The organism is Streptomyces hiroshimensis, assembly GCF_014650335.1.
GTDB lineage: Bacteria > Actinomycetota > Actinomycetes > Streptomycetales > Streptomycetaceae > Streptomyces > Streptomyces hiroshimensis.
In genome coordinates this window covers 462541-482164 of the sequence record NZ_BMUT01000001.1, presented here as the reverse complement: position 1 = coordinate 482164, position 19624 = coordinate 462541, and the positions used below count along the sequence as shown (strand labels likewise).

The 19624-nt window shown below is 72.6% G+C and carries 14 protein-coding genes; 2 read left to right on the top strand and 12 right to left on the bottom strand.

Features of this window, described 5'->3' with window-relative positions:
* Window positions 1-644 precede the first annotated feature (644 nt).
* The 8 genes from IE241_RS01795 to IE241_RS01760 form a co-directional block, all read right to left on the bottom strand.
* The gene (locus IE241_RS01795) at window positions 645-1817 is read right to left on the bottom strand and encodes a Glu/Leu/Phe/Val dehydrogenase dimerization domain-containing protein (protein ID WP_190019766.1); all 1173 of its coding nucleotides are present in this window, start codon (window positions 1815-1817) and stop codon (window positions 645-647) included.
* Complete coding sequence (locus IE241_RS01790) at window positions 1810-3522, bottom strand: thiamine pyrophosphate-binding protein (protein WP_190019765.1); 1713 nt, start codon at window positions 3520-3522, stop codon at window positions 1810-1812. The genes IE241_RS01795 and IE241_RS01790 overlap by 8 nt, the downstream gene beginning before the upstream one ends.
* Window positions 3519-3998: an SET domain-containing protein-lysine N-methyltransferase gene (locus tag IE241_RS01785; protein WP_190019764.1), complete on the bottom strand. Its 480-nt coding sequence runs from the start codon at window positions 3996-3998 to the stop codon at window positions 3519-3521. Before IE241_RS01785 ends, IE241_RS01790 begins: the two co-directional genes overlap by 4 nt.
* Before the next feature lie 58 nt (window positions 3999-4056).
* Window positions 4057-5322, bottom strand: a complete 1266-nt coding sequence (locus tag IE241_RS01780; RefSeq protein ID WP_229898676.1) for a beta-ketoacyl-[acyl-carrier-protein] synthase family protein — start codon at window positions 5320-5322, stop codon at window positions 4057-4059.
* Window positions 5319-6833, bottom strand: a complete 1515-nt coding sequence (locus IE241_RS01775; RefSeq protein ID WP_190019762.1) for a class I adenylate-forming enzyme family protein — start codon at window positions 6831-6833, stop codon at window positions 5319-5321. Before IE241_RS01775 ends, IE241_RS01780 begins: the two co-directional genes overlap by 4 nt.
* 98 nt (window positions 6834-6931) lie before the next feature.
* Complete coding sequence (locus tag IE241_RS01770; RefSeq protein ID WP_190019761.1) at window positions 6932-7228, bottom strand: acyl carrier protein; 297 nt, start codon at window positions 7226-7228, stop codon at window positions 6932-6934.
* 52 nt (window positions 7229-7280) lie between these two features.
* Window positions 7281-8309: a 3-oxoacyl-ACP synthase III family protein gene (locus IE241_RS01765; protein ID WP_190019760.1), complete on the bottom strand. Its 1029-nt coding sequence runs from the start codon at window positions 8307-8309 to the stop codon at window positions 7281-7283.
* Window positions 8310-8424: 115 nt separating this feature from the next.
* Entirely contained in the window at window positions 8425-9747 is a 1323-nt protein-coding gene (locus IE241_RS01760) for an MFS transporter (RefSeq protein WP_229898675.1), read from the bottom strand.
* A 235-nt stretch (window positions 9748-9982) separates the two neighbouring features.
* Between IE241_RS01760 and IE241_RS01755 the strand changes: the two genes are divergently transcribed.
* Together IE241_RS01755 and IE241_RS01750 are read left to right on the top strand one after the other, a co-directional pair.
* A complete protein-coding gene (locus IE241_RS01755; RefSeq protein ID WP_229898674.1) occupies window positions 9983-10321 on the top strand; it encodes a PadR family transcriptional regulator in 339 nt (112 codons plus the stop codon).
* Entirely contained in the window at window positions 10318-11280 is a 963-nt protein-coding gene (locus IE241_RS01750; RefSeq protein WP_190019757.1) for an HAAS signaling domain-containing protein, read from the top strand. The genes IE241_RS01755 and IE241_RS01750 overlap by 4 nt, the downstream gene beginning before the upstream one ends.
* Before the next feature lie 125 nt (window positions 11281-11405).
* Here IE241_RS01750 and panD read toward each other — a convergent pair whose 3' ends face one another.
* From panD to IE241_RS01730, 4 genes are all read right to left on the bottom strand, one after another.
* A complete protein-coding gene (gene panD, locus IE241_RS01745) occupies window positions 11406-11777 on the bottom strand; it encodes an aspartate 1-decarboxylase (protein ID WP_190019756.1) in 372 nt (123 codons plus the stop codon).
* A gap of 32 nt (window positions 11778-11809) precedes the next feature.
* The gene (locus IE241_RS01740; protein ID WP_190019755.1) at window positions 11810-12022 is read right to left on the bottom strand and encodes an MbtH family protein; all 213 of its coding nucleotides are present in this window, start codon (window positions 12020-12022) and stop codon (window positions 11810-11812) included.
* A gap of 102 nt (window positions 12023-12124) precedes the next feature.
* Window positions 12125-18574 carry a non-ribosomal peptide synthetase gene (locus IE241_RS01735; protein WP_229898781.1) on the bottom strand — a complete coding sequence of 2150 codons (6450 nt, stop codon included), beginning with the start codon at window positions 18572-18574 and terminating at the stop codon, window positions 12125-12127.
* 78 nt (window positions 18575-18652) lie between these two features.
* Window positions 18653-19597 (bottom strand): TauD/TfdA family dioxygenase, encoded by a 945-nt coding sequence (locus IE241_RS01730; RefSeq protein WP_190019753.1) that lies wholly within the window; start codon window positions 19595-19597, stop codon window positions 18653-18655.
* Between the last annotated feature and the right edge of the window lie 27 nt (window positions 19598-19624).

Below are 19624 nucleotides of genomic sequence, written 5' to 3'. Positions count from 1 at the left end.
CTCCGGATCCACCGACTGAGGCAGCCACTCTCCCCATTACACGACCGAGCAGTTGAGCGGGAACAGGCTTTCGGAGCGCTCCAGACCGTCCTCCGAGCGCAGCCGTACCGTCAGCGGCCTCATGCCGTGATAACCAATGCCTAACGTCGTGCGTGAATCGCGGGACGAGTTGGATCTCGCTCGGGTTCACCGCCAGGTACAGCACCACCTCGCAGTTATGCATGCTGCCGAAGCAGGCGAATCTTCATGTGGAACACCAGGGCCGTTGGGCGCCCGACCCGGACGAGCGGAGCGAGGACTAGCACCCTCTCCCCCTGTGACTCCCCAGTACAGTGAGTGACACCCCAGCCACGACCAAGGCTCCAAGACCAGCCCTCCTTCTACGTGATCTGTCAGCCCCGCTGGGGAGAATCTGGGGAGAACCGAGCCCTGTTGGGGAGCGGCTGGGGAGAATCGGCCGCGCAAACCGGCAGCCCGGTGAAAGAGCCGGAAACACCCATCGCCGCAGGTCAGAGGGGTCCGCCAAGCAATCTCCGCAGGTCAGCGCCGCGAAGGCGACGACTTCAAGAAAATCTCCTTGAACGCCGCGACCGGCTCTGAGTAGCCGGCCCGGCCCGGCCGAGGGTAAGCGGCAGTGAACGCCGTCAGCCCCTCGGGCGTTCGTTCAGGAGGGCCATCGACGTTTCGGCGCGGGCCGCGGCCGTGGTGCGTGGTGTCGTGGACGTGTCGGCCGCGCCGTCGAGTGATGAGACGACCAGGTCCTCCATGACGGTGGAGACGCGGCGGAACGCCGAGGCGGCGGTGGGTTCGATGTCTCCGAAGAGTGTCCACCACCACCAGGCGTTGCCCGCGGAGTTCGCGACGAAATCGGGGATCACGAGCGTGCCTCTGGCGAAGAGTTCGCGCTCGGCAGCAGGGGTGACCGAGATGTTGGCGCCTTCGACCACATAGCGGGCGGTGATCAGGTGGTGGTTGCTCTCGTTGACGGCGTACGGGACGGCGGCCGTCACGAGTACGTCGCACGGGGTCGCGAGCCAGTTCGATGCGATCGGCTTGTCGTACGGCTTCAGACGGTCGCGGTCGATGCGGCCGTCCCGGGTGCGGTGGGCGAGCAGGTGTTCCACAGCGAGCCCTGCGGGGTTCGCCACCACGCCGTCCTGGTCGGCTACGGCCACCACGCGGAGTCCGGCCTCCGTGAGATAGCGGGCTATGGCGCCTCCCATCGTCCCGAAGCCCTGCAGCGCCGCCGTCGCTCCGTGCACGCGGTCGCCGCGGTGCTCCAGCGCGGCGACCGTGGCCCTCGCCACGCCGTAGCCGCCGATGAGGTCGGCCAGCGAGATCCCGTCGACCTCGGCCGCGAAGCCCGCCGCGAGACGGGCGAGCCCCGCCGCACGGCCGTCCGGCACATGGGGCAGCGCCGCCTGGACGGTCGACTCGATGCTCGCCTCGGCGGCGGCCTCGTCGAGGGTGCGCTGCTGGACGCCGAGGTCTTCCCCGGTCGCCCAGCAGGTCTCGATGAAGGGCTTCATCGCGCTCAGGTATCTGGTGAGCACGGCGCGTGCGCCGGGGTGCCGGGGGTCGAAGTCGATTCCGCCCTTCGCCCCGCCGTAGGGAACGTAGCGATCCGACGGACGGTAGTTCAGCGCCTCTTTCAGGCTCATCGTCCTGGCGAGGTCGGCCACCTCCGCGAGGGTGCAGCCGCTGCGCATGCGCAGGCCTCCGCTGGAGGCGCCGCCCAGCAGCCGGTCGATCACCAGGTAGCCGCGCGCCTCGGTTTCCCGGTCTGTCCAGGTCACCTGGAGATAGGGGTCATTCATCGCAGCCTTCCGGGGTGGTCAGCGAGTGTTCGGGGATCGTGATCAGGGTGGGGCCGGGGCGTTCGAGGGCCGCGGAGATCTCGGCGGCTACGGAACCGGGTGATCCGGCTGCCACCCCGTGTGCTCCGTAGGCGGCGGCCAGGGCGGCGAAGTCGGGGCTCGGCAGGTCCGTTCCCAGCGGGGCGACGCCCAGGCGGGCCTGTTCCCTGCGGACCGATCCGTAACCGCCGTTGTCGACGATGACGACGGGAAGGGGCTTTCCCAGCATGACGGCGGTGGCCAGCTCGTTGACGGTGAACTGGAGGCCGCCGTCGCCGGTGAGGGCCACCACGGGCCGTTCCGGCCGGCCCGCCAGGGCACCGATCGCCGCCGGAAGCGCGAAACCGAGGGTCCCGAATCCGGTGGGGTGGAGGAAGGAGTCGGGGGCCGGCACCCGGAAGCCCTTGATGGCACCGTAATGGCACACCATGGAGCTGTCGCTGGTGAGGACCGCCTCGGGCGGCATGGCCGCCCGCATCGCGTCGATCAGCCCGGCCCACGGGGCTCCCAGGCCGGCGTGTTCGGCCTCGATGCGTGCGCGGACCCCGGCGATTTCGCGGAGGTACGCGCCGCTCGCCCCCGCGCGGTCCGGCACGGAGCCGAGGGCGGCCAGGACACGGCGCAGAACGGCGTCCGCGTCACCCGTCAGCGCGCAGGCCGCGACGGCATTGCGGTGGCTCTGCCCGGGGTCGATGTCGACGCGGATGACGTCACCGGTCAGGGCCAGGGGGCCGGACCAGGTGTCGGTGTCGGACAGCTCGGTGCCGACGGCGATCACCACATCGGCGCGGCGCAGGAAGTCACGTGCGGACTCCAGGTGGAGAGCCGCGCCCAGCGCGTTGCGGTGGTCCTCGTCGATCACTCCTTTCCCGTTCGCGGTCGTGATGACCGGGGCGCCGGTCTCCTCCGCCAGGCACGTGACCGCGGCGGACGCGGCCCGGGCGCCCCCGCCGGCGATGACCACGGGCCGCCGGGCCCCGGCGAGCAGCCGGGCGGCGTGCTCGATCCCGCCGGGTCCGGACAACTCCTCCGCCGGGGCCCTCTCCCCTCCCCCGGCCGGTGGGTTCTCCCCCGGGCCGGCCCACGCCGCCTCTGTCGCGAGGACGTCAGCGACGACATCGGCCAGGACGTCGGCCGGGATCTCTACGTGAGCGGGCCTCGGGCGACAGGTACGGAATTCCCTGAACGCCTTCCCCAGCAGCTCTTTCAGCATGCCCGGGCCGTCGGCGCGCTCGCTCCACGCACAGATGGCGTTCATCGCGCCGGTCTGGTCCTTGACCTCGTGCAGCAGCCCGTCGCCCGGCTCCTGCCCCCGGGGAGGCCCGGCGGAGAGGAACAGCACCGGCACGGAGTCGGAATAGGCCTGCCCGGCCGCCGCCGCGGCGTTGAGCAGCCCGGGTCCTGCGGTGGTCAGGACGACGCCGGGCCGTCCGGTGACCCGCGCGTATCCGTAGGCCGCATACCCCGCGCCCTGCTCGTGGCGCGGGGTGATGTGCCGGATGCCGCTCTCCCCGAGATGCCGGAAGATCTCCAGGTTGTCGATTCCGGGGATGCCGAACACGGTGTCCACTCCGTGGCCGGTCAAGGTCTCGACCAGCAGGCGGCCCCCGGTAGCGGCGGCCGGGACAGCATGGAGTTCCGCCCCGGCGTCATGACCTGACGTCATGAACCGAAGTCCCTCTCCGCCAGCAGCTCCTGGATGTGGGCGTTGATCCGGTAGCCCTTGAGGACGTCGGCGGTCAGGAACGCGGCGCCGGTGACCTCGCCCACGCACGCCGCGGCGCCGCACCCGCAGCGGAAGGGGCACGACATGTCCCACTCGGTGGAGGGGTAGAAGAAGGTCAGTTCGTCGCCGGGGAGGATCCGGCGGGTGCTGATGACGTTGCCGGCGACAGCGTCCACATACGTGCTCGGGTCGCAGGAGTGGTTCAGGTACCGGATGTCCGTCCCCATGACGTGCAGGTCGCGTTCGACCTGGATCGTGTACTTGGAGGCGGCCTCCGGGGTGCAGTCGCTCAGGGTCATGACCTCGGCTCCCTCCTCGATGACCGTGCTGGCCACCAGGCCGGTTCCGGAGGTGCATCCCGTGGCGATCCGGTAGTTCTTCTCCACCGCGAGCCGGTCACCGTGCAAGTTGCTCATGACTATGGTGCCTTTCGTCGTTTCCGTTCCGGTGCTGTGCGCAGCCGGTGGTAGGGGATCAGCCGCCGTCGAACGACCTCACGACGAGTACGGCGTTGTGGCCGCCGAACCCGAAGGAGTTGCTCATGGCGGTACGGATCTCGCGCCGCCCGGCCTCCCGGGTGCCGAAGTCCAGCTCGGGGTCCTCGGGTTCGGTGCAGTTCGTGGTCGGCGGCACGGTTCCGGTGCGCATCGCCTCGACGGTCGCGATCAGGTCGACGGCGCTCGCCGCCCCCATCATGTGACCGAGGACGGACTTGACCGAGGTGAGGGGGATCTTGGCGAGACGTTCTCCGAACACCTGCCGGAGGGCCGTGATCTCGACCCGGTCCCCGCCGTCGGTTCCCGTGGCGTGTGCGTTGATGTAGTCGATGTCCGTGACGTCCGCGTCCGCGTCGGACAGCGCGAGCCGCATCGCCCGTTGCAGCCCCCGCCCCTCCGGGTCCGGCGAGGTCAGGTGGTAGGCGTCGGTGGTCGCGGCGTAACCGGCCACCTCGGCGAGGATTTCGGCGCCCCGCCGCATCGCGTGCCCGGCCTCCTCCAGCAGCACCACACCGGCGCCGGCGCTCATCACGAACCCGTCGCGCCCGAGGTCGAAGGGCCGGCTCGCGCCGGCGGGGTCGTCGTTGCGCCTGGACAGCACGCCGGTCTTGGCGGTCGCCGCCATGTCCGCCTTGGTGAGGCAGTCGTCGGAGGCGCCGGCGACCATCACGTCGGCCACGTCCGTCGCGATCATGCGCGCGGCGTCGCCGATGCAGGTCGCGCCCGTCGCGCAGGCGGTGCTCATCGAGCCGGACGGTCCCTGCGCGCCGAAGCGCATCGCGACTTCGACGGCCGCGGAGTCGCTGCCGCCGCTGACGGCGAAGTACGGGCTGACGCCGCGGGGGCCCTCGGTGATCAGGGCCTCCGCGGCCTTGATGATCGTCTTCTCCGCTCCGTAGCCCGAACCGATGAGCACCCCCATGCGGTCGGGCCGGGACACCGGCACGGTCAGGCCCGCCGCGTCCACCGCCTGGACGGCCGCGGCGAGCGCGTACTGGGCGAAGGGGTCGAGGCGCCGGACCGCCCGCTTCGGCATGTACACCAGGGGGTCGAAGTCACGGACCTCGCCGGCGATGGTCACCGGCAGGCCGTCGGGGTCGAACCCCGTCACCGTGCCGATTCCGCTTCGCCCGGACAGCAGCGCCTGCCACAGGGACGGGACGTCCGGTCCCACCGGGGTGACCGCGCCGTAGCCGGTCACCACGACCCGCCGCCGCGTCTCCCGTACCGCTCCGGCCCTCACAGCACGGCTCCGTTCTGCACGCGGCCGCTCCATATCGCCGGGTGGTCGTCGCGCAGCAGCAGTTGCAGCCGCGCGGTGTCGGTCTTCCCGTTCCGGTTCAGCGGGAGGGCGGGGACGACCACGACGTGGTTGGGATGCTCGTACGAAGGGAGCATCGAACAGATCAGCTCCCGCCAGAGCCGGGGGTCGCCGTCCTCCGGATCGGCCACGACGAAGATCAGGCGGCTTCCCCACCTCTCGTCGTCGACCGGGACGACCACGACCTGGCGTCCGCAGCCGCTCGCCTTCGCGGCGAGGGCCTCCGGGTAGAGCAGATGCCCCATCCGGTGGACGGCGTGGGCGCGGCCGATCACGTACAGGTCGCCGTCGTCCGTGAGGAAGCCGAAGTCGCCGGTCTCGTACCACTCTCCGGCCTGCCGGCGAATCGTTCCGTCAGGTTCGAGGTAGCCGGCCATGGCGTCCGGAGAGCGCACCCAGATCCGGCCGAACTCCGCTCCCGCCGCGTCCCGGGGGCCGGGCGCGCCCTCCTCGCTGCGCTGAGGGGCCACCCGGACCTCGATCCCCTTGAGCGTCCTGCCGCATCCCAGCGGACGGGCGGGCGTGGCGAAGGAGACGTTGCCCAGCTCGGTACTGCCGTAGCCGTCCAGCAGCGGGGCGCCCACGACGGACCGGAACCGCGAGGTCAGCGCCTGGTCCAGGGGAGCGCCCCCGGTGCACCACAGGCGGACCCCCTCCAGGCCGTCGAGCAGCGCCGGGTTCCGCCCCGCGAGGTTGAGCAGGCTCCGGTACGTCGCCGGTGTGGCGTCGACGACGGTGGCGCCGTGGGCCGCGCCCGCCCGGATCGCCAGGTCGATGCGCCGGAACGGGGAGACGAGCAGGGAGGCGCCGGCGAGGTAGGCGAGGAAGATGAGCGAGAGCCCGTACTGGTGGGAGAACGGCAGCAAGGGGAGGAACGTGTCGCTGTCGCGGTAGCCCATGTGCGCCAGGGTCCGGTGCAGGTTGGTCAGGAAGCCTCCCCCCGGCTTGACGATCGCCTTGGGTTTCCCCGTCGATCCGGTCGACCACGCCACCAGGGCGTCGGTGCGCCGCTGCCACCGGGAGAAGTCCAGGCCGGCGGGCGCTTCGGAGGAAGGAGCGGGGGCGGGAGCGGAGTCGGGAGCGGGAGTGGCCACGAGGGTTTCGAGGGCCAGGAAGTGCGGCGCGCCGGGTCCCCGGAACGAGCCGTCGTCCGGGCCGTCCCCGATCACCCAGCGGACCCGGCACTGCTCGATCACGGTACGGGTCTCCGCACCGGTCTGGCGGTGGTCCAGGAGCACCAGGGAGGCGTCCAGGTGCGCGAGCGCCAGCAGCGCGAACACGTAGGCGGCCGAGTTGTCGGCCTTGAGGACGACCCGGTCGCCGGGCCTGAACCCCTGTCGTTCCATCTCCCGTGCGACGCCCAGGGAGGCGGTGACCATATCGGACCGGGTCGGGACCTCGACGCCGTCCGCGACTTCAGTGGACAAACTCATCGCTTCTCCTGAGCCGTTCAACAGCCGTTCAACGCTTCATTCACCACAGGCCGGCCTCCGCGGACGCCGGGTCCTTCCCGGCTCCGCCGGGCGTGCGCTCACGGCTCGCCGCCGCCGGCCGCGGCGCGCTCGGCGGCCTCCCGGATCGCGCGCACGGAGCGGAAGTTCCTGAGGGACAGCGCGCCGTCCGGCAGCGTCACGCCGTACTGCTTCTCCAGCCAGGCCGCGACGTGCAGCACGCCGAGGCTGTCGATCGCGCCGTCGGCCAGCAGGTCCTGATCCGGGTCGAGGCCGTCCGCTTCGTCGTCCAGGAAGTGGTCGGTGACGAACCGGGCGATCTCCTCCTCGGAGATCACGGGCACCTCCGTCGGTGCGGCGGGGCGCTCAGGGGGCATGGGTGGTCTTCCTCTCGGAGGGGCGGGAGCCGTTACGGCATCGTTCGTGGCGTCAGACTTCGATGAGCGTGCAGAACCAGTGCATTCCCGGCACCGCGATCCCGGCGAGGGCCACGAGATCGCCCGGTGCCAGCTCCCCGGCCCGGATGTGCTCGTCCAGGCAGACCAGCTGGTCGACCGCGCCCATGTGCCCGTACTTGCGGGCCAGTTCGGCATTGGTGCGCTCGACGGGCAGGCCGACGGCGTCGGCGGCCTCGCGGATCGCCTGCTGGTTGTCGTTGAGGAAGATCAGCCGGGCGAGCCGCCCCCGGTCCTTCCCGGCACGCGCGAAGGCCCGGTCGACCACGTCCGTCAGACGCCCGTTGATCTCGTCCACGAAGCCCTGGAAGCGCTGCGGGTCCCGGCCCACGTGCCGGTAGACGGCGGCCATGGGGTCGACCTTCAGGTTGTGCTCCCCCTCGGGCGGCACGGGCACGGCGGAACCGCCGTACTCGATGCGGAAGAGGTTCGCGAACTCGGGGTTGGTGTAGTGCGCGGAGGCGAGCCGGCGGCAGCGCGCGTGTCCGCGCCGCAGGACCACCGCGACGGCGCCGTCGCTGGCGACACTGGTGTTGAAGGCCATGCGGTTGGCGTGCTGTTCGCTGACCACGTTGACGACGACCACCAGGGCGGTGTTCGTCTCGGGCGAGAGCGCCATCGCTCCCGCGGCGTGGTCGACGGCCAGCGACCACGCGGCGCAGGCCTGGGTGACGAGCACCGTGGGCGTGGCGTGCGCGCCCAGTTCCTTGGCCACGGCGGCCGAGGTGTCCCAGCCCAGGTACTCCGGCACGTCGGAGTTGCCGGCGACGATCAGGTCCACGTCGTCCACCGTGAGACCGGCGCCGTCCAGGGCCGCGCGGGCCGCCTCCGCCGCGAGTTCCGTCGGCGTGCGGCCGTCGGTCAGGCGGTGGTAGGTGTCGTAACCCCAGCTGAGGGCGAACTCGGGGTCGCTCACGTACTCGGCGGCCGTACCGGCCACGCTGAGCCGTTCACCGAACGCCGTGCCGGTGGCGACGATGCCCGGCTCCACGGGGGCTTCCATGTGGTGTCCTTTCATTCCAGCGGTGACCGGGTCCCGGGCCGTGGCCCCGGCCGTGACCCCGCCTGCGGGCACGGCTGCGGGCACAGCTGCGGGCAGAGCCGCGGGCACGGCGGTGTCACGGGTGTGCCGGCCGTTCGGGGGTGAGCAGCGGGAGTTCCCGCACCTCGCCCAACGGGGTGCGCAGGAGGTCGAGTTGGCGGCTGCCGCCGAACAGGGCGAGCGCCAGCGTGATCATGGCCACCGCGAGGACCAGGATCGCTCCTCGTACCCCCATCGCGTCGGCGAGGAAGCCGGCCCCCAGCGGGCCCGCCCACTGCACCACCTGGACGCAGAACCGGCTGGTCGCGGCGACCCGGCCCAGGTAGGCGTCGGGGATGAGGCGCACCTGGTACGACTCGGTGACGACGTTGAGCGGCACCATGCCGGTCATGCCGACCAGCAGGACCAGGCCGATCTGCCAGGGCTCGGGGACCCACACGATGACCGCGAAGGACGCCGCGAAGACCCAGGCCGCCAGGTGGAGCACCCGCAGCGCCCCCAGCCGGCGCATCAGCCACGGTCCGATGAAGGACCCGATGACGCCGCCGACGAGTGCGAGCGAGGTCGCGGTGCCGACTTGCGTCGGCCCGCCGCCCCGGTGGTGCAGGAGCGCGATGAACAGCAGGGTGAAGCCCTCCGCCACGGCGTTGAGCAGCGCTCCCCAGACGATGGTGAACATGAGGTAGCCGCTGCGTCTGACCATGCGGAGGCCGTCGGCGATGTCCGCGGCCATGCCGGGGCGCGGGCCGCTGCGGGTGTCCGGGTCCCGGTCCGGGCCGAGGGGCCGGCGGATGACCAGGGTCCCCAGGGTGACGAACAGGTAGGACAGGGCGTCGAACAGGAACGGCACCCAGCGGGTGACGGAGAACAGCACTCCGCCGAGGGACGTACCGACGATGTGGGCGACCATGTCGCGGCCCATGCCCTGAGCCGTCGCGGTGGCGACCTGCTCCTTGGGCACGAGCCGGCGCAGTGCCGGCGCCGCGACCGCGGTGCGCAGCCCGCCCGCCAGTCCGCTGACCAGGGCCAGGGCGGCGAGCGCGAGGACCGGGGCGTCGCTGCGGTACACCAGCAGCGCCACGGCGCCCAGGGCCAGCGCCTCGACGAGCGGGGAGACCGCCATGACCAGGCGGCGTGACACCCGGTCCGCGAGCGCCCCGCCGATCACCAGGGTGGCGAGGGTGCCGATCATCTGGGCGGCGGTGATGTTGCCGGCCTGGGCCGCCGAACCTGTGGTGTCCAGGATCAGCAGCGGGAACGCCAGCGTCGAGACGGCCGTGCCCAGGGAGGACAGCCCGTTGCCCGACCACCAGGCCATGTAGTCGCGATCGCGCCAGAGAGACACGGGCCGCACGGCGGCGTCCAGCGGCTCCTCTCGGTGCGACCGCGCTGTTTTCACGCGCTCCCCCATCCGTCTGCTGCCGTGCCGGCCGGGCCACTTGGCGTGATCCCCGCCATGGATCCTCGGCGATGCCTGATCGCTCGGCCAGGCAGCACACCGGCAATACGAGAGGACACAGCACCGGCAATTCAGGCGGCGGAGTGCACCGTTGCCGCCGGCCGGACCAACTCCCGGACAGCACGCTCACCTTGGCCATGGACAGTACTGTGCGCCGCACACTATGGTGTGGCTCGTGACATTGGATGAGCTACTCCTCAGCCAGGCCCAGGAGCTGCGCCGTGGCACCACCGTGCTGGCCTGCCTCACACTGCTGGAAGAACGGCAGTACGGTTATGCGCTCCTGGAGACGCTCAACGACGCCGGGATCCCCGTCGAAGGCAACACCCTCTACCCCTTGCTGCGCCGGCTCGAGAAACAGGGGCTGCTGGTCAGCGAGTGGGAGACCGACGACACCCGGCCGCGCAAGTTCTACCAAGTCACCCCTCAGGGCGCTCTGGCCCGCGCCGGCCTGACACGAGAGTGGCAGACGCTGGTCGGCTCGATCTCACAACTGACCAAGGAGAAGCGTTGAGCACGAACGCGTCGACGACTACGGGCACACTGACCGAGCGCTATGTGCACGAGGTCGTCCGGCGGGTCCCCGCCGGAGCCCGCGACGAGGTCGCCGAAGAGCTGCGCACCGCCATCGCCGACACCATCGAAGGGGCCCGGGCGGCCGACCCGGCCTCGGCCGAGCGCGAGGCGCTCAGCGACATGGGGGACCCGATCCGGCTCGCCGCCCGCTACGCGGACCAGCCGCTGACACTGATCGGGCCGGACCTCTTCCCCGCCTACCGGCGGCTGCTGAAGATCCTGCTGGCCACGGTCCTGCCGGTGGTCACCGCCGCGGTCATCGGGCTCGACGTCCTGGACGGGAAGCATCTCGGGGAGGTGATCGAATCGGGCATCGGCACCGTGGTCGTCCTCGGCTCCCAGATGATCGCCTGGCCCACCGCGGTGTTCGCGCTGGTCGAGCGGTCCCGGTACCGCGCCCGGCTGACCGCGCGGAGCAACCGCTGGACCCCCGACGACCTGCCCGACCTTCCCCCGCAGGAGAAGCACGGCCTGGCGGGGGCCGCCTTCGGGGCGGTGGGCAACGCGCTCCTGCTCGGGCTGATCGTCTGGCAGCACTCCGCCAAGCCCTACACGGCACACGGCAAGCAGCTCGAAATCCTCGACCCCGCCCTGTGGTCGGGCTGGATCTGGCCGGTCGTCGCCGGGCTCGCCGCGCTCACGGTGCTCAACCTGGCGCGGGCCGCCGCCGGGCGCTGGACCATGCCACTGGCCACCGGATACGCCGTCGCCAAGGCGCTCTACGCACTGCCGCTGGCGTGGATCTTCCACCACCAGACGGTCTTCGACCAGGAGTTCCTGACCGACTTCAACAGGGACTGGACGACACCGGACTCGTTCTACACCGCCGTGGCGGTCGGCCTGCTCGCCGTCGCCGCCAGCAGTGCGGTCAGCCGCATCCGCCAAGCCGCCAAGTAAGACAGGCCGCCGAGTAAGACGAGCCGCCCCGCCCTGCCCCGGCGGCGGGCGAAAGCACCGGGGCACGCGAAACGGCGGCGGCCTCCCCGGCCGCCGCCGACCGGCGGGAGACGAACGGCCCCTGATCAGGACGCCGGGTCCGCGCCCAGCTTCACGATCCGGTTCGCCTCGTCCACGAAGACGACCCGGGGCTGCAGCGTACGGGCCTCCTCGTCGCCGGTCATCGCGTAACCGATGATGATGACGATGTCCCCCGGGGCCACCAGGCGGGCGGCCGCGCCGTTGATGCAGATCGATCCCGACCCGCGTCGGCCCTCGATGACGTAAGTCTCCAGCCGTGAACCGTTGTTGACGTCCACGATGTGCACCTGCTCACCCACCAGCAGGTCCGCCGCCTCCATGAGGTCGGGGTCGATCGTCACCGAGCCGACGTAGTGCAGATTGGCATCGGTGACCGTGGCACGGTGAATCTTCGACTTGAGCATGATCCGCTGCACGTGCGTACACCTTTCGAGCGGGAAGGGGGAGGTCAGGCCCGGGTGGTCGCGCCGATGAGGCTCGCGGGGCGCATGTCCGTCCAGTTCGTCTCGATGTAGTCCAGGCAGCTCTGCCGCCCGGCGTCGGCCAGGACGGTGTTCCAGCCCGCCGGCACCTCGGCGAAGGCGGGCCACAGGCAGTGCTGGCCCTCGTCGTTGACGAGGACGTGGAAGGTGCCGTTCTCATTGTCGAAAGGGTTGGTCACGGAAATGGGTCCTTCTCGTTTCGGGGACGGACGTTCGCCGTCCGCGGATCACACGGTGTTCGGTCCTTGCGGTACTGCGCTCCTGCGGTCCTGTGGTCCTTCTCAGGTGAGTGCCCCGGCCAGGGCGCGCGCGGTACGGAGGCGGAAGACGGTGCCGACGTCGACGGCCCGGCGCAGCTCGGTCTCCAGCCGGCCCGCCAGCCGCAGTGCCGTGAGCGAGTCGCAGCCGCGCTCGAACAGGTCGTCGTCCACGCCGATGGCCTCGACTCCCAGCACGTCCGCGATCACCTCGCACAGGCGCTGCTGGTCAGCGGTGGCGGACGGCGGCGGGGCGGGCGGCGAGAACCGCTCCACCGGCACCGTCATCGCTCCGGGCAGGTCGGTGAGCAGCGCCCGCAGCCGGTCGGTCACGTCGCGCGCATACCCGGCGCCGAGCAGGTCGGAGCGGCAGCCGAGTTCCAGGCGGAGCCGGCGGCCGGGCACCACCATGAGCTTCAGCGGATAGTGGTACGCGTCCACGCCGTTGACGCCGACCAGCCGCAGCTCGTCGCCGGAGCCGGAGCCGGAGTCCGGTCCCGGGACGGAGTCCGAGCCGGAATCCGGGCCGGAATCCGAGTCCGAGCCGGAGGAGCCCGGCATGCTCTCGGCGTCCGGGAAGTTCTCGAAGACGACGCAGGTGTCGAAGAGCGCCCCCAGCCCGGCCGCCCGCTGGATCTCGCCCTGGGCGAGGTGGTGGTACGGGAGGAGTTCGGCCTGCTCCCGCTGGAGACGCCCGAGCAGCTCCGCCGCCGGCTCGGCCGGGTCGAGGCGCACCCGGACCGGCACGGTGTTGATGAACAGCCCCACCATGTCCTCGATGCCCGGGACTTCGGGCGCCCGGCCCGAGACCGTGGCGCCGAAGGTGATGTCCCGCGCCCCCGTCCGCTGGTGCAGGAAGAGCGCCCACGCCGCCTGGACGAGCGTGTTGAGCGTCACGCCACAGCGGCGCGCCGCCTCGCCCAGGGCGGAGGTCTCCGTCTCGGAGAGCTCCACGACGACGCGCTCGGGGAGCTCGCGCACGCGGGCGGTGTCCGTGTCCGGGCAGAGCAGCGTGGGCTCCTTCAGTCCGTCCAGCGCGGTGAGCCAGGCGGCGCGCGCCAGGTCCCGGTCCTGCGCGTCCAGCCATCGCAGGTAGTCCGGGTAGGGGGGCGGGGTCGGCAGGCCGCTCTCGTCGCCGTCCCGCTCGTAGAGCGCGAGCAGGTCGCGCAGCAGGATCGAGGTGGTCCAGCCGTCCACCAGCAGGTGGTGCACGGTGAGCACCAGCTCCCGGCGGTCCCCGGCGAGCGTGATGCACATGCAGCGCATCAGCGGCGGCCGGGCCGGGTCGAAGCGCCGGCGCCGGTCGGCGTCCAGCAGCGCATCCCGCCGGCCGGCCCGGGCATCGGGGTCGAGGCCGCTCAGGTCGTGCGTGTGCCAGGGCATCCGGAGCGGCCCGGGGATGATCTGCACCGGCTCCCCCGACGCCCGCTGGAGGAATCCGGCGCGCAGCATCGGATGGCGCCGCAGCAGGGCGTCGCACGCGTTCCGGAACCGCTCGGTGTCGAGCGGGCCCGCGATCTCGATCGCGATCTGCGCGGTGTAGACGTCGAGGTCCCGGCTGTCGTACCGGGCGTGGAACAGCAGGCCCTCCTGCATCGGTGTCATCGGCAGCACGTCGGTGACGGGGGTTCCCGTGCGCGCCCCGAGCCAGGCCAGTTCCTGCTCACGTTCTGCTTCCGCTTCTGCTTCCGCTTCCGCACGGGGGGCGGGGACCGGCAGCTGTACGGAAGTCCCGCCGGCCGTCGCGTGCGCCACCAGTGCGCGCAGGGCCGCGAACCACAGCCCGGCCAGCTCGCGGACGTCCTCCTCGGGGAGGAGCAGACCGGCCCACAGCCAGTGGGCGACCAGGCGCGGTCCCGCCCCGCCGTCGTCGATCGCCGCCTGCACCTCGACGGCGTGCGGCATCGGCATGCGGGGGTCGGCGCCCAGGGGCAGCGCCGACGACTCGGGTGCCACGCTCCAGTCGGCTGTCCCGGGGGTGCCGCTGTGCCTGCCCAGGTAGTTGAACCCGATCTGCGGGGCCGGCCGGGCGGAGAGTTCGGTGGCCGTGTCCTTGTTCAGATGACGCAGCAGGCCGAAGCCGATTCCGTTGCGGGGAACCTCCGCGAGCTGCGCCGTGACGCGGCGGACGGCCGCGCCGAGGCGCGGGTCCCCTGCGTCTGTGTCCGTGCCTCTGTCTGTGTCTGTGCCGGCGTCCGGGTCCCGGTCGCCGGTCCGTGCGTCGATCCGTACGGGATAGAGCGTGGTCAGCCAGCCCACGGTGCCCGACAGGTCGGTGTCGGTGTCGCTGTCGTCGTCGAGCTGCTCGCGCCCGTGGCCCTCCACGTCGACCAGGACGGCCGTGCCGTCGCCGGACCCCCGGCCCCTCCGCCAGGCCGCGACGGCGAGCGCCAGGCCGGTGAGCAGGACCTTGTGGGTGTCGCTGCCGAAGGCGGCCGGGACGGTGGTGAGGAGCGGCGCGGTCAGGTCCGCGGGCAGCTCCAGGCTGAGTCGGCCTGCCGTCGAGTACAGGTCCCGGGAGGGGACGAGCGGGGCGTCGGTGAGCGCGACGGCACCCTCGGCCAGGGTGCGGCGCCAGAAGGGCAGTTCGTCCAGGACAGTGGGTGCCGTGGCCGCCGTGTGCAGTCTGCGGGTCCATTCCCGCAGCGGAAGCGGTACGGGGTCGAGCGCGGGTACGGTGTCCGCCGTCGCGCCCTGCCAGGCGGTGTGCAGATCGGTCAGCAGGATGTGCCAGGAGACCGCGTCGACCGCCAGGTGGTGGACGGTGACCAGCAGCCGTCCCTGTGCGCTCTCGCCGGCGTCGAACCAGGTGACGCGGACCATCGCGCCGTCGCGCGGGGCGAGCGCGCCCGCGTCCTGGCGTGCACAGGCGGCGATGCGTTCGCGCAGGGCACGAGGGGTGAGGCCGTGGACGCCGATCCGGCGTACGCGGTCCGGCAGCCCGGTGGCGCCGGCGGGCAGCGGGGCGAGGGAGCCGTCCTCCCGCAGGCTCGCGCCCAGTGCCTCGTGGCGCCGTACGACGGCCCCCACCGCGGCGGCGAGCCGGTCGGTGCCGAGCCCCGGCGGCACCCGCAGGAGCGTCGACTGGTGGAACGCGTCGTAGGTCCCGCCGTGCTCCCGGAGCCAGTGCGCGATCGGCGTGGCCGGGATCGGCGTGGCGGGAATCGGTGTCGGCGGGACCGGTGTGGCGGGGATTGGCTCGGAGGCCGGGGCGCTGCCGGGGCGGTCGAGGAGGAAGGCGGCGAGAGCGGCCGGGGTGCGGTGGGTGAAGAGGTGCTTGGGGGTGAGCTTCAGCCCCGCCTTGTGCGCGCGGGCGGCGAGCTGGATGGCGGTGATGGAGTCGCCGCCGAGGGCGAAGAAGTCGTCGTCGGCCCCGGCGTGGTCGAGACCGAGTACCTGCGCGACGAGTTCGGTGAGGCTGCCGGCGATGCTCTTCTCCGGCGCCTGCTCCTCCCCCTCGGGGCGGCCCGCCGGCCCGCCCGCCTCGCCCTGAGCCTCCCCGGGCTCGGGCCCCGGCCCCGGGAGCGCGGCCCGGTCGAGCTTGCCGTTCGGGCTCAGCGGGAGGCCGGGCAGCGTCACGAACGCGGAAGGGACCATGTACGAGGGCAGCTGCGCCGCGATCCGCTCCGCCAGCGCGTCTGCGTCCGCATCGGTCTCCCGGCCGGCCACGGGCACGACGTAGGCCACGAGCTGCGGTGCCCCGCGCCGGTCGGCCCGTACCGCCGCGGCGGCCCGGGCGACGGCGGGGTCGGCCGCGACCACGGCCTCGACTTCGCCCAGCTCGATCCTGAAGCCGCGGACCTTGACCTGGTCGTCGCACCGGCCGCCGTAGACCAGGACGCCGTCCGGCCGCCACCAGGCGAGGTCCCCGGTGCGGTACATCCGGTCGCCGGGCTCGCCGAAGGGGTCGGCGACGAAGCGGGTCGCGGAGAGCCCCGGCCGGCCCACGTAGCCGCGGGCGAGGACGGCGCCGCCGATGTACAGCTCGCCGGGGACGCCCGCGGGGACCGGGCGGAGGAAGCCGTCCAGGACGTGGATCCGGGCGCCGGGCACGGGCCGGCCGATCGGCACCGCGCCGTGCGGCAGCGGGTCGCCGGGCTCGATCCGGTGTTCCGTGCAGCCCACGGTCGCCTCGGTGGGCCCGTACTCGTTCACGATCGTCGCGTGCGGGTGGAGGGCGCGCCACTCGGCCAGGGCTTCGCCGGTCAGCTGTTCGCCGCCCAGGACCAGTTCGCCGGTCGGCGAGTACCCGGCCGGGGACGCGGTCAGCACCGGCAGGTGGCTGGGCGTGGCCTTGACGAAGGAGGGGGCGTGGTCCGGGGCGTCGAAGTCGTCGAGGTCGACGATGCGCGCCAGGCCGCCCGAGGTCAGGGGGCCGAAGATGCCGGTGACGGTGAGGTCGAACGACGGCGGCGAGTGCACCAGCGCCTCCCCGGCGAGGCCGGGGTAGGCGTCGCGGGCGAAGGCGAGGTAGCCGTCGACCGTGCGGTGTTCCACCGCGACGCCCTTGGGGCGGCCGGTCGATCCGGAGGTGTACAGGACGTAGGCGATGTCGGCGGGCCGCACCGGCGCGCCGCGTTCGGCGTCGTCCGGCGCGTGCCCCGGCAGGAGGGCCAGCTCGGCCCGTACGGCGGGGTCGCCGAGCGGGATCACCTGGGGGTGCCCGGTGAAGGCGGGGTGGGCGGGGTGGGCGGCGCCGGCGGCGATCACGACCGCGGGGGCGGCGTCCTTCAGCATGAACGCGATGCGTTCGGCCGGGTGGCCGGGGTCGATCGGCAGGTAGCCGGCGCCCGCCTTGAGGGTGCCCAGCATCGCCACGACCAGGTCGGTGCAGCGCGGCAGCGCGAGGGCGACCAGGTCGCCGGGCCGCACGCCGCGGTTCAGCAGCAGCCGGGCCAGCCGGTTGGCCGCCTCGTCGAGTTCCCGGTAGCTGAGCGTCCGTCGCGTGTCGGCGACGGCCGGTGCGTCCGGCGTCCGGCGTGCCTGCTCCTCGTACCGCCCGGGCAGTGTGCCCGCCCGGCGTCCGGACGCCGGGTGGTGCGGGTGGCGGCTCCACCCCTGCGTGATCCGCTCCCGTTCCTCGCGGGTCAGGAGCGGGATCCGCGCGACGGGGGTCGTGGGCGCGGTGGCGAAGGTGTCCAGCAGCAGCCGCAGCCGGGAGGCGACGAGTTCCACGCGCTCGCCGTCGAACAGGTCGGTGCGGTAGTTGATTTCGAGCCGCAGCCGGTCGCCGGGGACGGCCACCACGCTCAGGGGGTAGTGGGTGGAGCCGGTGATCTGCTGCCGGTCGTCGTCCGGGTCCTCTTCGAGCGCGCTCACCTCGATGCCGGGCACGGCCTCGCGCACGGACGCCCAGTCGAAGGGGGCGTTGCCGAAGCCGGTCGAGGTGTCGAAGAGCGTGCCGAGGCCCACCAGGCGCTGTACCTCGGCGAGTCCGAGGTGCTGGTGCGGCTCCAGCGCCGACTGCTCGTCCTGGATCCGGGCGAACAGCGCCCCCACCGGCTCACTGGCGGAGATGCGTACCCGGACGGGGACGGCGTTCATGAGCAGGCCCACGATGGACCCCGCGCCGGGCAGCCGGGCCGGGCGCCCGTGCACGGTCTGGCCGAAGACCACGTCGTCCCGCCCGGTCAGCAGGGAGAGCAGCAGGGCCCAGGCGCCCTGCACCACCGTGTTGAGGGTGACGCCCTGCCGGCGGGCGGTCGCCGCCAGGGCCTCGGTCGCGTGCTCCGGCAGCGTCACCACGGTCATCCCGGGCATGGCCCCGGCGCCCGCCGACGGCGCGCCGGGGGCGACGAGCGTCGGCTCGGCCAGGCCGCGGAAGGTCTCCCGCCATGCCTGCCCGGCGGCCGGGCGGTCCTGCCGGGAGAGCCAGCGCAGGAAGTCGGGGAAGGCGGCGACGGGCCCGGGGGCGCCGCCTTCGTCCCCTGCGCGGCCCTCCCCTTCGGCCTCCCCCTCGGCCTCGCTCCCGGCCTCGCTCCCGTATTGCGCCAGCAGGTCGCGCAGCACCAGCGGCATCGACCAGCCGTCGAGCAGAATGTGGTGGTACGTGAGGACGAAGGCGTACCGCTCGTCGTCCAGGCGGATCAGGGCGAACCGCATCAGCGGCGGGGCCGTCATGTCGAAGCGGCGGAGCCGTTCCTCCTCCAGGAAGGCCAGCAGCCTCTCCCGGGCGTCGGGGCCGGGGACCGGCGACAGGTCGAGCCACTGCCAGGGCGTCGTCACCGTCCGCCGGATCAGCTGCACCGGCTGCCCGTCGCCGCGCTGGCGGAAGCCGGCCCGGAGGACGGGGTGGCGGGCGAGCGTGGCGGCGCAGGCCGCGCGCAGCCGCTCCGCCGAGACGTCCCCGCGCAGCTCGAAGGCGACCTGGATGTTGTAGACGTCCGCGGTCTCCGCGTCGTACAGCGCGTGGAAGAGCATGCCCTCCTGCAGCGGAGTCAGGGGCAGCACGGCCTCGATCGGCGACTGTGTCATTTCATTCACGTGAGGATTCCCTGGAAGCGGTCCGGCGGCGCCGCGAAGAGTGGGCGGCGGGGCGGTCATGGAGAGCCGTCAGCGCGCGGCCGGGCTCCGGCTGATCAGGCCGGTCATCGAGACCAGGATCCGGCGTTCCCCGGTGAACGCCTCCCGGCCGTGCGACCAGCGCATGTTGTCGAGCACCAGCAGGTCGTCGCGGCGCCAGTCGAAGCGCCGGGAGCGGCGCTCGAACGCCGAGCGGACCGCGGCGACCAGGTCGTCGGGGACCGGCGTCCCGTCGCCGAACAGCACGTCGTTCGGCAGCCTGTCCTCGCCCAGCATGTCCACGAGGGCCTCGCGGGTGCCGGCGGGGAGCGAGGACTGGTGGAAGAGCACCAGGTGGTTGAACCAGATCCGGCGGCCGGTGCGCGGGTGCACCGCGAGCGCCGGGGCCCGGCGGACCGTGCGCAGGCAGTCGTCGTCGAGCCACTCCCGCTCCAGGCCGCCCGCCGCGCAGAAGCGGTCCACCTGCTCCCGGCTTGCGGCCTGGAAGGCGTCGCGCCAGTCGAGGCCGACGCCGTTGCCGTAGTTCCGCACATAGCGCAGGCCCCGGGTCTCCACGGCGTCGATCACGTCCGCGGGAATGTCCTCCAGCACCTGCGCGACGTCCGTGACCGGCGTCGCGCCACCGGAATCGGCCGGTGTGACGCAGAAGAACGCCAGCCGTCCGGGCCACGCGTCGGCGTACGAGGACTCGCAGTGCTGCGGGATCACCTGGCGCGCCGGGTACTCGGTCGAGGTGAAGACGCCGTCCCCCACCTCGGTGCGGGGGGTGGAGCGCTCGGTGTACTCCAGCGGCTCGAATCCCAGCGCCGTCAGCGCCCCCTGGAAGTCCTCCTCGCCGCCGGCCCGGGCTCCCCTGATCAGGACGGCGCCGCTCGCGGCGGTCTCCTCGCCGATCTCCCGGGCGTGCTCGCGCACGAACGGCTGCAGGCCCGCGCCCGCCGCCTCGATCACGGTGATGCCGGTCAGATCGTCCATGTCTCTCAACTCCCTGGGGAAAGGGGC

Coding starts and splice junctions, on each gene's coding strand:
- IE241_RS01735 (WP_229898781.1), bottom strand. CDS start 18,574: ATGACACAGTCGCCGATCGAGGCCGTGCTGCCCCTGACTCCGCTGCAG.
- IE241_RS01730 (WP_190019753.1), bottom strand. CDS start 19,597: ATGGACGATCTGACCGGCATCACCGTGATCGAGGCGGCGGGCGCGGGC.
- IE241_RS01765 (WP_190019760.1), bottom strand. CDS start 8,309: ATGGAAGCCCCCGTGGAGCCGGGCATCGTCGCCACCGGCACGGCGTTC.
- IE241_RS01770 (WP_190019761.1), bottom strand. CDS start 7,228: ATGCCCCCTGAGCGCCCCGCCGCACCGACGGAGGTGCCCGTGATCTCC.
- IE241_RS01775 (WP_190019762.1), bottom strand. CDS start 6,833: ATGAGTTTGTCCACTGAAGTCGCGGACGGCGTCGAGGTCCCGACCCGG.
- IE241_RS01785 (WP_190019764.1), bottom strand. CDS start 3,998: ATGAGCAACTTGCACGGTGACCGGCTCGCGGTGGAGAAGAACTACCGG.
- IE241_RS01795 (WP_190019766.1), bottom strand. CDS start 1,817: ATGAATGACCCCTATCTCCAGGTGACCTGGACAGACCGGGAAACCGAG.
- IE241_RS01790 (WP_190019765.1), bottom strand. CDS start 3,522: ATGACGTCAGGTCATGACGCCGGGGCGGAACTCCATGCTGTCCCGGCC.